11 protein-coding genes are annotated in these 12091 nt (G+C 61.0%); 9 read left to right on the top strand and 2 right to left on the bottom strand.

The window, feature by feature from the left end:
* Positions 1 to 424 precede the first annotated feature (424 nt).
* Entirely contained in the window at positions 425 to 1690 is a 1266-nt protein-coding gene (locus ABD059_RS06885) for an MFS transporter (protein WP_343878625.1), read from the bottom strand.
* Positions 1687 to 2883 carry a DUF418 domain-containing protein gene (locus ABD059_RS06880; RefSeq protein ID WP_343878624.1) on the bottom strand — a complete coding sequence of 399 codons (1197 nt, stop codon included), beginning with the start codon at positions 2881 to 2883 and terminating at the stop codon, positions 1687 to 1689. Before ABD059_RS06880 ends, ABD059_RS06885 begins: the two co-directional genes overlap by 4 nt.
* Positions 2884 to 2928: 45 nt before the next feature.
* Between ABD059_RS06880 and ABD059_RS06875 the strand changes: the two genes are divergently transcribed.
* The 9 genes from ABD059_RS06875 to ABD059_RS06835 all read left to right on the top strand — a co-directional run bounded on the left by ABD059_RS06875 (position 2929) and on the right by ABD059_RS06835 (position 11622).
* The gene (locus ABD059_RS06875) at positions 2929 to 3537 is read left to right on the top strand and encodes a TetR/AcrR family transcriptional regulator (protein WP_343878623.1); all 609 of its coding nucleotides are present in this window, start codon (positions 2929 to 2931) and stop codon (positions 3535 to 3537) included.
* Between the two features lie 223 nt (positions 3538 to 3760).
* Positions 3761 to 4345 carry a recombinase family protein gene (locus ABD059_RS06870; protein WP_343878622.1) on the top strand — a complete coding sequence of 195 codons (585 nt, stop codon included), beginning with the start codon at positions 3761 to 3763 and terminating at the stop codon, positions 4343 to 4345.
* Between the two features lie 167 nt (positions 4346 to 4512).
* Complete coding sequence (locus ABD059_RS06865; RefSeq protein ID WP_343878621.1) at positions 4513 to 4905, top strand: hypothetical protein; 393 nt, start codon at positions 4513 to 4515, stop codon at positions 4903 to 4905.
* A gap of 663 nt (positions 4906 to 5568) precedes the next feature.
* Positions 5569 to 6480, top strand: a complete 912-nt coding sequence (locus ABD059_RS06860; RefSeq protein ID WP_343878620.1) for an ABC transporter substrate-binding protein — start codon at positions 5569 to 5571, stop codon at positions 6478 to 6480.
* Entirely contained in the window at positions 6473 to 7669 is a 1197-nt protein-coding gene (locus ABD059_RS06855) for an opine metallophore biosynthesis dehydrogenase (protein WP_486303287.1), read from the top strand. The genes ABD059_RS06860 and ABD059_RS06855 overlap by 8 nt, the downstream gene beginning before the upstream one ends.
* The gene (locus ABD059_RS06850) at positions 7666 to 9081 is read left to right on the top strand and encodes an MFS transporter (RefSeq protein ID WP_343878618.1); all 1416 of its coding nucleotides are present in this window, start codon (positions 7666 to 7668) and stop codon (positions 9079 to 9081) included. The genes ABD059_RS06855 and ABD059_RS06850 overlap by 4 nt, the downstream gene beginning before the upstream one ends.
* A gap of 169 nt (positions 9082 to 9250) precedes the next feature.
* Positions 9251 to 10315 (top strand): FecCD family ABC transporter permease, encoded by a 1065-nt coding sequence (locus ABD059_RS06845; RefSeq protein ID WP_343878617.1) that lies wholly within the window; start codon positions 9251 to 9253, stop codon positions 10313 to 10315.
* 28 nt (positions 10316 to 10343) lie between these two features.
* A complete protein-coding gene (locus tag ABD059_RS06840) occupies positions 10344 to 11129 on the top strand; it encodes an ABC transporter ATP-binding protein (protein WP_343878616.1) in 786 nt (261 codons plus the stop codon).
* Between the two features lie 256 nt (positions 11130 to 11385).
* Positions 11386 to 11622 (top strand): hypothetical protein, encoded by a 237-nt coding sequence (locus ABD059_RS06835; RefSeq protein ID WP_343878615.1) that lies wholly within the window; start codon positions 11386 to 11388, stop codon positions 11620 to 11622.
* The last annotated feature ends 469 nt before the right edge of the window (positions 11623 to 12091 follow it).

Here is a 12091-nt window from a genome sequence, read left to right as displayed (position 1 = left end):
TATGCCTTTGCCATAATTGACATCCTTCCAGTGAGAACAAATCCTCACAGGTCAGGTGACAACCAAACCCTGGGCAGACCCGATAGCCGTCTAAACCAGAAGCATGGCCTGTCACAGACGCGCTTTATCGATCACACCATGCCTCGCTCATCAGTGTCTCCGAATGCATGGGTTGCAAGGCACATCAGTTACGAGACGGCTGCAGTCTTCGCGGTGAACCGTTTCGGCCTCACCGGCGCAATATTTGAGCGTTCTTGCGTTCTTGCGTTCTTGCGTTGGCGCTCGGGGGCGCGGTCCCGTCATGAGGTCCCAGAGTGTGGACTGAAGGTGCCTCAAGGAGTCAATGGATACTCAATGATGCGACGCGTCGAAACGGGTCAATCTAGTCGACCCGCAGAATGTAAGAAGGTCGAGCCTCTGGGTCTCAATTAGGCGTATCGAGGGTGCGGAAGGCCCTGGAGAGGGCTGCGTGGATGGTTGCGGCAGCGCATCCCGCGGCGATAGCAAGGATTGCGGTGGGCACGCCGAAGAGTTCGACGATGGGGCCGGCTAGAAGAAGTCCTATCGGCGCTCCCATCAGAGCGAGAGATGTGATGTTGCCGATGATCCTGCCGCGGAGATGGTCAGGGGTGCGTTCTTGGATGATGACTGACGTTAGTGGGTTCACGGGTCCGGCGCTGAACCCGATCAATGCTGATATGACGGCCAGGATCGGCAGGGATGGGAGGAGGGCGAGCAGCGCGAGCGAGATCGTGGTGGCTGAGAGGGCCCCGATCAGGAGTAGGCGGCGTCGAACTCGGGTGGCGACGAGGGCGTAGCTGAGGCTCCCTGCGATGCCGCCTACGGCGAATGCAGTCAGGACGATGGCCAGGCCGGAGCTATCGCCGTTCGTGCTGAAATAGCTCTGAAGCACGACCGTTTCTAAGGGGACGAGGAACATGAGAAGCAGTGCTGCGGTGATCCCTACCGCCCGAAGTGTTCGGTCCTTCCACAGGTAGGAGATGCCTTCCCGAACGGACGCCCAGTAGGAGTACCTTCGCCCGATATTGGGGTGGGAAGTGTTTTCGGGGCTGGATCGGGCGGGTCGTTCCGCGGGGATCTTGGGGACAGTCAGAGCAATGATGGTCAGAGCGAGGATGAACATTGCGGCACTGATCCATAGTGTTTGCAAGGGTCCAATCAGGGCGATGAGCAGCCCGGCGAGACCGGGGCCGGCGAGTTGCCCGATTCCTTGGAGAGCTTCCCGGTAGCTGGTGAGCTTCACGAGGGAGATTCCGCTGGCGCGGGAAACATCGACGGTGAGAGCTTCCCGTGCAGCCATCCCGGGTCCGTCGAATACGGCACCGACGGCGACGAGTACCGCCAGGACCCCGAGGCCTAAATTGCCGAGGAGGTCGATGAGTGGGATTGCCGCGACAGCAGCGGCGCTGAGAAGGTCAGCGAGGATGCTGCTGATTTTCCGTCCGATCCGGTCCACGACGGCACCACCAAGCAGCGCCGACAGGATTAGCGGGACGATTGCCGCTGCGACGATCAACCCCGCCAGGGCGGCGTTGCCTGTGCGCTGCAGGACCAGCCAGGGTATGGCGATGCCGACGATGGAGTTCCCGGTCACGGACAGCCAATCGGCGGAGAGTAGCCCGATAGCGCTGGTTCGGGGGCGCCGAGAGATGCCGCCGACCGTCGTCATGACAGCCTTTTAGTGTCCATGTCCGCCCGGCGCAATGGCATCCATTGGGCGTTGGACCAGCACCGCAGCAGCCATTCCATCGGACCGAAGGCGAAGTAGCTTAGCCATACTTTGGCGAAGATCTCCAGTCCCAACCAGACGGCGAATGCCACGGCAGCGGCTCCGACGAGGGTGAGCTCACCGAAGAGCCCCAGTCCCCATCCGGAGAAGATCGCCGCAAGGATGACGGATTCACCCAGGTATCCGGTCAACGACATCCTGCCTGCGGGCGCCGTCAGAGCCGCAACCCGCGACGTGGTGGTCATCGCAGCCACAGCGACGTAACCACCCGAGAGTATCGGTGCTGTCCCGAATCCGATCGCCACACCAAGGACCCGGCTGAAGCCGGTGGGGTCATCGGCGAACAAGACTAGCCACGCTGAGAAGGCACCAGCGGGCAAGCCGATGAGGACCGCCCCGCCCAGCAGCCATCTCCACAGCTTCCGGTAGCGTTCCGGTTCAGCGAGGACTCCCGCGCGCCCAGCGGCGAGGCCCAGAAGAAACATCGCCAGCGCTGGAGCCCAATTCAGTATGGACTGGAATATCAACGCCTCCGGTAGCACCGTCAGTCGGGCGCTGGCAGCGTCGATGAACGTGCCCTCGATGGCCCTGTTCAGCGCGCCCGGGTCCGAGATGATTCCTCCGGCCGACGTTGTCGCGCCGATCGAGATGACCACTAGGGCGACCAGCACGAGCAGGCCGACAGTGTAGGAAACGGCTGCTCCGATCAACGCTGTCTTCGTGCTTCTGGTGACGAACCACAACAGGATGACGCCAAGGATGGCGTAACTGAAGAGGATGTCGCCGATGAAGAAGAACACTGCATGCAGCAGTCCCAGCACGGCAAGACCGACTAGTCGGCGCCGGTACCGGTGCATCCCGTCACTGGTTCGTTTGCGGAGGATGAGGGTGAGGCTGTAGCCGAAGAGAAAAGCAAAGAGAAGATAAAACTTGCCCTGCGCAAGGGCGACGATAAGAAATCCAACCACGCCATCCCCGACCGACGTGATCGACGCTGCTGACAGCCCGTCGTTCGACAGCGCGAGGAACGGGAGGTTCACGAAAATGATGCCGAGCAAAGCCAGGCCTCGAAGTTGATCGGGTAGCTGCTGCCGGCCACATGGAAGCGAAAGCGTCTGAAATGAACCACTCATGTCCCAGATGGTACATTATCTCAATGGATCCCGTAGACTGAGTTCATGATTCGATCAGCGGTCACCCCTCCCGCTTTCGACAAATCTCCGGCGGCTGTTCTGCGGGCGATCGCGGAGGTACTCGTCGACCACCCGACCGCAGCCTTGGGAGATATCGCTGAGCGCATCGGTATCGGCCGCTCCACGCTGCATCGTCTATACCCGACCCGGTGCGCGCTCCTCCAGGCTGTCGCGATGGATGCAATCGGGGAGATGACAGAGGTCTACGCCGAATCAGCACTCCATACAGCCTTCACCTCACAGCTCGACGTGGACCAATCATGGGCAGTGTTTCACCGCTTCGTCGAACTCATGATCCCCATGGGACCCCGAATCAACTTCCTGCTGCGGATACATGAACTTGACCACGATCAAGAGATCATCGAGAGCATCGACTCCCTCGATTCCGTGCTCATCGACGCAATCCGACGAGGCCAAGAACGAGGCGACCTGCAAGCGGGCCAGAATGCCCGGTGGATTATGGAGGCCCTCCATGCGATCCTCTTCATCGCGTGGGAACACGTTCACGCAGGCCGCCTCGCGAAGCTCGACGCACCCAACCTGGTGATCGACACCTGGATGCACGGGTCAAGTGGAGTGCGCGGGCGTACCTAAAGCGAGGGACGGCTGCGGCACCGCGTCAAACGACGCTGTCTGCGGACCCATGGTTCTGCCGCGGCGTCTCGTATCCCTAGAGATACGAGGCGTCTCGCGGCGTGACTTCAAAAGCTGTCCGTGTTGGCGGAACCATCAGGACTCAAAATTCTCATATCTATGCCTCGAAACCCTATGCTCGAATCAGTGTACGAAACATTAGATACGAGACACCTGGAGCGATATGACAAAGCTGATCGGATACGCACGAGTCTCAACTCGGCCTCAGTCGACAGATCGACAGGAGTCAGACCTGATAGCCGCCGGGGTGCGCCGTGATGACTTGTACGTGGACCAAGGAGTGTCCGGTGCGCGGGCGACGAGACCCCAGTTCGATCGGGCACTCACTGCGTTGGAAGCCAGGGACACTCTCGTGGTGACGACCCTGGACAGGCTGGGACGATCGACGCAGAACATGCTCGACTTCGCCCAGGAGCTCCGCGGCCGGGGAGCAGGTCTTCGGGTGTTGAACCTCGGCGGCGGCGACGTCGATACGTCCACCCCGATGGGTTCAATGTTGTTCACGATCATGGCGGCGTTGGCGCAGATGGAACACGACATCAAGCGCGAGCGGATCGTCGACTCGATCGGGAAGCGGCGGGAAGCAGGGAAGGATCTAGGAGGAAGGCCACGCCTGATCAGTGACAGCAAAATCCGAAACGCTCTCAGACTCGTCGACAGTGGTGAGCCGGCAGCGCAGGTCGCCCGCGACCTCGGCATGTCCCGCGCAACCTTCTACCGCCGGTCACGGGAGCTGAACGCGAAGTAGAACACGCCACTTACCGCTGTGAAAACGCGCCACTCAGCGTTGCTACTCACACACTTTGGCGACGGCGACGGTCCTTGTAGCAAATACGAACGATTTAGCCACTGTTGACAGCCAACACGAGCGTGAATGTTTCCACGCTCGAATAACCGGGCTGCTACAACTGAACGATGGGATGGTTTGCCAAGCGGTTCGACGCGTCGTTCGACGAAACGGATTGGCCCAGAGATCCGCGTTTGGATCCTTTTCGTGATGCGGTGTGGCAGCTGTCGTTGAACGGCGAAATCCAAGGATGGGTAACAACCTCGGTCACCCCCATGCGTTCATTACCTTTCTTCTGGTCCAAGCTCGAATGTATGTGGAACCAGGTGCATTGGGCCGACGGGAAGCACGAGGACGTCGAAGAGGACTACAGTCCCGGATGGTTTGTCGTGGAGGAGCTGCTGACCGGCCACTTCACCACTTACGATTCCCGCTTCGATCGGGATGGCACATTTGACGCCAGCCTCGTTACCGAACCCGACCGCGACCGTTTGTGGGCACATTTGAACCACGGCAGCTAGTCGCCCGCACCGGAATAGGCTCAAGCCCCCAACATTCGCTCCGGCGACCCAACCATCCTCACCACAGCGGGAACGGCGTGGTGGACGTGTGTCAGATATGGGTATTGATCCGGTCAAATCGGTCGGCCAAGGTAGAGCCGATACGTTCCGTTTGAAGCGGACCAGGACAGCACCAGCAGGTCGATAACCCCGATGACCGTGCTCATGTTGACGAGTTGCGCTTGTACATTGCTATTGACGAGCAGCTCCAAATGGGCAGTACAGTTCCTGAGCGGGTAAGGGTTACTGCTTGTTGGAAGCGTTGGAGGCCAGTTCATGGTGGGCGGCTTGGCGCCGAGTAGGCTGACGGAAGATTATTTGCAATTGAGAATCATTCCCAATAATCTATTGGAAAGTCTCTCGACGCGCAGGCTGTATAAACATCACAGAAGCTGCCTGTGGACGTCCGTGTCGGGACTGCACTCAAGTTCACTCAGCTCACCACGGGCCCGCCCAGACCGGCGGGCCCTCATAACGATTATGGAGTTTTGCCTCATGCGACATTTCCGCTTCGCTACTGCAGGGGTGGTCCTTGTCTTGGCAGGGGTCACCGGTTGTGGAACAAGTACCACGGACGGTGATCCCGCCGCTTCGGGCGGGTCGGCGTCGGCCGGACCTTCTACGGTGCCGGTCAGCGTCGATAGCTGCGGCCGGGAGGTTATCTTCGACACTCCACCGGAGAGGGTTCTGGCCATTGGCTCGGAAGCGCCGGGGTTGTTGGTCGCAGCTGGTGCCGGGGACTCGGTGACGCACTATGCCGGAAGCCTGGAGGTGCCCTTCGACGCTGAGGTGAAGGACGTCGTCGAGGGTGCCGAGCGGGTGACGGAGGATTCTCATGATCTGTCGTTCGAGATGATTATCAGTACGGGGGTGGATGCGGCAATTGGTACCGACATTTCGGCGGCTAGTGATATCAATGCCTTGGCCGAACGTCTGTCTCAGGCCGGTGTCGAGCTGATTACTGTCAGTGGTTATTGTGCGGGTGTGGAAGGTGGCGCGTCGGTCGGTGAGCAACCCGGTTTTGATCTGATCTATCGCGACATTGAGGCATACGGAAAGCTGTTCGGGACCCAGGAGATCGCTGATCAAGCCATTCAGGGTCTGCGTGAGCGTGTGACAGCGGTTGAGGAGCAGGTAGCCGAACGGCCGCAGCAGAGCGCGATCCCACTGTATGTCAACGCGGAGGGCCCATTGGGGGCCTATGGTGGTCAGGCGTTGGTGTCGGAGCAGATGGCGTTGTTGGGCTTGGACAACGGCTTTGGCGGCGTGGAGAAGCGCTATTTTGAGCCAAATGCGGAGGAGATCGTCGATTCTGCACCGGATCTGGTGTTCGGGATGTTCCTTCCCACCGGCTCCTCGGAGTTAGAGACCGAAGCTGATGTGATTGAGGAGCTTCGTAGTCGGCCCGAGCTCGCCGGGCTGGACGCCGTCGCTGATGACAGTGCGTTGCTGCCTCTGAACTACTTCTACACCTCGGCAAGCCCGCTTGCCGTTGACGGGCTCGAATTGCTGGCGGACCAACTCGCGAATGAGTGAGGCGTTGCTTCCCCCCGGGATGAGGGTAGGTGCGACGGTAAGTCATGGGGTATCGATGACGGTCAAGGAGATCGACCTCGTGAAGTTGAGCCCAACGCAGAACATGACTCTTTTGGTCAGGACTGAGCATCCGGTCGGGGAGTACTTGGACATCGCGACGGCGATCATGTCGGTCAGGCACGTGCACGCTGAGCAGGTCGGATTCATTCAAGAGCCGGTATTGCCGGGGGTGGATGCGCATTTACACATGGCCGCCGATGAGTTTTGCGGTAATGCTTGCATGGCCTTGGCAACCTTGGTGGCGTCTAGGCAAGGGCTCCCAAACGATGGCCAGACTGAAATCGTGTTGGAGGCTTCCGGAGCGCGGGATCCCATCAGGTGCCGGGTGGAGCGGCGGTCTCCGGACTATTACTGCCAAATCCCGATGCCGCTTCCGTTACGGGTGGAGCCGTATCCGGTCGAGTGCCAGGACGGCGGCTGTTCTGCTGTGGTCTTGTATGAGAACTCGGTGCACGTCGTGATCGAAGCCGAACGGCTCGATCAGGAAACCCAGGACTGGGCAGAAGTGCTGGCGAGACAGTTGGAGAAGACCTGGAATGTACCCCTGATCGGTGTGCTGTTGTATAGCCCGGGCCCGGTCACCCCGGCTCTGATTCGCACCATGGTGGCACAGTGGAAGGAGCTCACAGCACTGGTAGAGAAGCTCGGTGCCACAGGGGTGAACCTGCTCCGGTTCATGCTCGAAGATAGTTACCCGGTGCGTCCGCAGAGTATCAGCGCTGACGACGTGGAACGCTTCGAACGGTTACCTCCACTACATCAAGAATATTTGGTGTACGTGCGCTACGCGTCCCTGCTCGTCGACCCGTTCTCCGAACCGGACTGCAACGGCAGGTACTTCGACTTCTCAGCCATCCCCATCCAACCAATCTTCCTCGACAACACCGGGCAGTGGGACGTACCAAGGATGCCGAAAGAGGACTACTACCGGACCAAGATCATCCAAGGCGTGGCCCGGCACCTGGACTCGGCCTGCCCAACAATCGACGCCCTTCTAAAAAACTATGAACAGAAACTCGTGGGGGCGTCCCGAGCCCGGAACGGCGAACGAATGTCCGACGCATTCCTGGTTCAGGACTTCCGCGAAGACGTGGACATGATCTGTGCAGAGATCGCGGGGACGCAATGAGCGCAAAAGGTTTCCAAACGGGCGACGCCCCGAAGCACCAGAGCGCGGGCCCGACCATCGCTGACCCGGCCCCGCCAGGGGCAACCGACCACCCAACCGACCACCTGACCGATCACGCGATCGACCCCGAGACTGATCACGGGACTGATCGTGAGAGATCTGAAGTCGAGCCGTTGCTCAGCGACTGGCGAATTGCCGCCATGGTGTGGCCCATTCTGCTCGCTTCGGTGGTTGGTCTGCTGCCGCTCACCGTGTTCAGTGTCTTCCTCGTGTCAATTGCCGCAGCGGTCGGCGACGGTGACGCGGCGTCGGTGGGCGCGTTGCGCGGCCTGGGAGGGATCGGTGCGGTGGTCGCCGGGATCGCTGTGGCACCGCTGATCGGGCGAATCCCGCCGCCGAAGGTAGCTGCCGTGGCTCTGGTGCTCGTGGCTCTCGCGTCCGCCGTCGGAACCATTACATGGGTCCCTGCCCTGGCATTGTTCTGCGTTCTGATCGGCGTGTCGAACGCGCTGCTGTACCCGGCGTTGTCCACGGCGGCAGCAGACCGGTTCGGCACCGGCCCAGCTGCGAGCCGGGCCGCGACTCTGGTGATGACCACGCAGACCCTGGCCGCGACCCTGGCCGCGCCGCTGCTCGCGTTTCCTGCATTATGGTGGGGCTGGCAAGGCAACATGATCGCGGCCGCGGTAGGGGCACTACTGCTGACTCCGATCCTGCTCCGCCACCGCCACCAGGTGCCCGCCGCCCTCAACAGCGGGCGACGGCCCGGATATCTCGCGGCTTTCCGCATGCTCGGTGCCGTGCCGGGTGCGCGGGCACTGCTGATGGTGGCGTTCGGCCGAGCCGGGGCATTCATGGGACACCTCGCGTTCCTAGCCGTGTTCTACAACGACAGGTTCGACCTTCCACCAACCGCGTTCGCGTTCGTCTGGACCCTCAGCGGTGGGTCGTTCTTCTTCGGCCACCTCATCGCGGGGCGGCTGCTGAACACCACCGATTCCGAGCACCGGGCCCTTCGCGCCATGCGCATTTGCCTCATCCTTGCCGCGATCTCCCTCTTCGGCGTGTATCTGGCCCCAACTCTGGTTGTATCGTTGCTGGCCACCGCCGTATTGTCAGCCTCTCACGCGGTAATCGCAGCCGCGGTAGTGACCTTATTAGTCGGTCGCTGCGGTGACGTGCGCGGCACAGCCCTGAGCCTCAGCGCAGCCGGAATGAGCCTAGGCCTGTTCCTCGGCGCAGCCGCCGGAGGCGCCGGACTCGCCGCAGGCGGATACCTCGGAGCCGGGACCGTATTCAGTGCATTCACCCTGCTCGCCCTGGCCGCCGCTCTAACTATCCGGGCCAACAACCCAACACCATCACCCTCGCACCCGCACCCGCACTCGCCAACGTCCGAAAGGCAACGATGATTCACCCCGGCAACGCTCCGCCTTCCACCGTCCGTGACCGTGGCCATGCCCTCGGGCCAGTCCACCAGTGCGTGAACCAGTGAGCGCCACCGAAGACGTCCACCCACACCCCGGTGTATCCCTTAATCCAGGTCCGGATCCGCACCCCGAGCTGGCCGCGAATTCAGGTTTGACTACAGAGATTGATGACCTCGACCACGACCGGCGGCGGCGTAACACCTGGTGGTGGATGGGTGGTCTCATTATCGCCCTATTGGTGTCGATACCCATCACTGTGGGCCTCGGACCGGTCGGTATAGCGCCGGGAACAGTCGCCCAAATAGTAAGCCATCACCTGTTCGGTGTTCCGCAGGAAGTCACCTGGACTTCGGCCGAGGACGCCATTGTCTGGCTCTTACGTGTGCCGCGTGTGCTGCTCGGCGTCGCTGTCGGTGCCGGCCTGGCCATCGCTGGGGTCGCCCTCCAAGCGCTAACCCGCAACATGCTGGCCGAGCCCTACCTGCTGGGAGTGACTTCCGGGGCATCAACGCTGGCCGCCGCGTCGATCCTGTTCGGGTTCGGTGCCGGGATCGGTTCGAGCTCCCTAGCAGCCAGCGCCGCCATCGGAGCGCTACTGGCCGGGGTAGGGGTGTTCCTGCTAGCCCGCGTCCGCGGCCAGATGACATCAACCCGCCTGGTGCTGGCAGGGGTCTCAGTCGGGTATGTGCTCCACGCGATCACCTCATTTTTGATCTTCGCCTCAGACAACCCCGACGCCGGCCGCGCCGTGCTGTTCTGGATCCTCGGCTCACTGACACTAGCCAGCGGCGGGTCCGCGTTAATCACCGCAGTAGTCGTACTCGCTACCCTATTGACGCTGCTGATCGTGGCCCGAAGCCTCGACGCGCTGGCGATCGGAGACAACACCGCGCAGACGCTGGGAATATCGCCCAACAAACTACGTGCCGGGGCCATGCTAGTGGTTGCACTCTGTGTGGGATCCCTCGTGGCGGCCTCCGGCGGCATCGGCTTCGTAGGCCTGATCATCCCCCATGTCGCCCGGATGTGTGTTGGTACCGCTCACCGCCGTCTCCTCCCAGTCGCAGCCATGTTCGGCGCGATCTTCCTCATCTGGGCTGACGTACTCGCCCGCACCGTGCTAGCACCACAAGAACTGCCGCTGGGCATCGTCACCGCGCTCGTCGGAGCGCCGCTGCTCTTCGTCCTCATCCGCCGGCTCGACCCGACTCGCTGACACCACATAACAAGACAGGTACTCACCCATGATCTCCGCCACCGACATCTCCTTCGGCTACGACGGCAACCTGGTACTAGACGGCGTCGGGTTAGCCGCTGGACCCGGCGAGGTAGTCGGGCTGATCGGCCCCAACGGCAGCGGGAAAACCACCTTCCTGCAAACCCTCTATGCCGCGCTTCGACCCCGAGACGGTCTCGTCACCATCGATAACGACCCGGTCACATCGCTCAGCGGAACAGCCCTGGCCCGACGGGTGGCCGTCGTCGCCCAGGAAACACCATCAGACCTGCCCGTCACCGTCGCTGAGATGGTTTTACTGGGCCGCGCCCCCCACCGCCGGCTCCTGACCCCATTCAACCGCGAAGACCACCGCACGGTCGCAGCCGCCCTGACCCGCGTCGGCGCACGAGACCTCGCGGATCGTAGATTCGCAACCCTCTCCGGCGGAGAAAAACAACGAGTCCTCGTAGCACGGACACTGGCCCAACAAGCTGATCACCTACTCCTCGATGAACCAACTAATCACCTCGACATCCGCTACCAACACGAAATACTGCGCCTGGTCTCCGAACTCAATGTAACGACCGTGGTCGTCCTCCACGACCTCAACCTCGCCTCCCGCTACTGCGACACCCTCGTCATGCTCAACCACGGCCGAATCGTCAGTGCCGGAGCCCCAGAACACGTCCTCACCGCCGAAGCGGTACGCGCCGTCTACGGCATGCATGTCGAACGTGTCTACGCCGGCGGCTACCTACAACTGATCTTCAGCCCAATCGACAAACCAAGCCTGCATCCGAGCACAGCGTAACGAGGACAACCTCACCATGGAGCCTCACCGACGTGGCTTATTCGCAGCACAACCACCGCCCAAACCAGACGAATCGTTGTAGCCTGATGGAGCGAGCGGGCCTGCCCCCAATTTTGTTGACTCCTTGACCTAGCGCGTGGTGGACAATCTTCTCATCAGGTCATTCGTGCGGGGCAGGGTGGTACCCGAAGATCAGAGTGGACACATCGTTGCAGTTACTATCCCAGCCGGGCCCGTTCAGAAGAAGGTAGAACCGATGGACCACAACAGCAGGATCACGCCAGAAGAGCTATTTCCAGCGGATCTCACCATCCTGGATGACATTGAGGTGGAAGTGCTCAACAGCAAGGTTCGCCGGGAGCTGGACGCTGAATACCTTGATTCCAATCTTGAACCTGAAACTGAAGGACGCCTAGAAGAACTCACTGCCGAGCTCAACCGACGAGACCTGGTCACAGCACAACCACCCCACCAAACGGGCGTACCGCTGTAGCTGAGCACTGCCGTTCGATACCCATTGCTCAATGGAATGGCGAAGACCCAACCCCGACACACCTTCGGATGTTCTCAAACGCGGGTTGCTCTCAGGTTCAGGCTTCCGGGTTTTTGCCGTTTAGGCATGATGAACATCCTTCCACCCGCGAGGCTGATCCTCACAGGTCAGGAGTCAACCAAACCTTCAGCAGTCCCGAACGAGCAGCTTGTTCGGCGGTGCACGGTCAGGTAAGTTTCCGAGACAGAAGCAGTGCCGCCAAGCCGGTGATCAAGGTCTTGCATCGAAGCGCAATTCAGGTGTCTCAGAAAGCTGTTGCTTACCGAGACCCTTTCCGCAGAGCGGACGGCGGAATCCCTCATGCAAGCCCCTCGAATTCGCGCAGAACCTCTGCCAGACTCAGAGCATCAGAACTGCATCCGCGATGGCGAATGGGATGGACAACATGCGCAGGCTAACCCTCAGCACA

Source organism: Arthrobacter flavus, assembly GCF_039526005.1.
Classification (GTDB): Bacteria; Actinomycetota; Actinomycetes; order Actinomycetales; family Micrococcaceae; genus Arthrobacter_D; species Arthrobacter_D flavus.
This window is presented reverse-complemented; position numbering and strand designations above follow the sequence as displayed.

Coding starts and splice junctions, on each gene's coding strand:
- ABD059_RS06840 (WP_343878616.1), top strand. CDS start 10,344: ATGATCTCCGCCACCGACATCTCCTTCGGCTACGACGGCAACCTGGTA.
- ABD059_RS06855 (WP_486303287.1), top strand. CDS start 6,473: ATGAGTGAGGCGTTGCTTCCCCCCGGGATGAGGGTAGGTGCGACGGTA.
- ABD059_RS06865 (WP_343878621.1), top strand. CDS start 4,513: ATGGGATGGTTTGCCAAGCGGTTCGACGCGTCGTTCGACGAAACGGAT.
- ABD059_RS06885 (WP_343878625.1), bottom strand. CDS start 1,690: ATGACGACGGTCGGCGGCATCTCTCGGCGCCCCCGAACCAGCGCTATC.
- ABD059_RS06875 (WP_343878623.1), top strand. CDS start 2,929: ATGATTCGATCAGCGGTCACCCCTCCCGCTTTCGACAAATCTCCGGCG.
- ABD059_RS06850 (WP_343878618.1), top strand. CDS start 7,666: ATGAGCGCAAAAGGTTTCCAAACGGGCGACGCCCCGAAGCACCAGAGC.
- ABD059_RS06835 (WP_343878615.1), top strand. CDS start 11,386: ATGGACCACAACAGCAGGATCACGCCAGAAGAGCTATTTCCAGCGGAT.
- ABD059_RS06870 (WP_343878622.1), top strand. CDS start 3,761: ATGACAAAGCTGATCGGATACGCACGAGTCTCAACTCGGCCTCAGTCG.
- ABD059_RS06880 (WP_343878624.1), bottom strand. CDS start 2,883: ATGAGTGGTTCATTTCAGACGCTTTCGCTTCCATGTGGCCGGCAGCAG.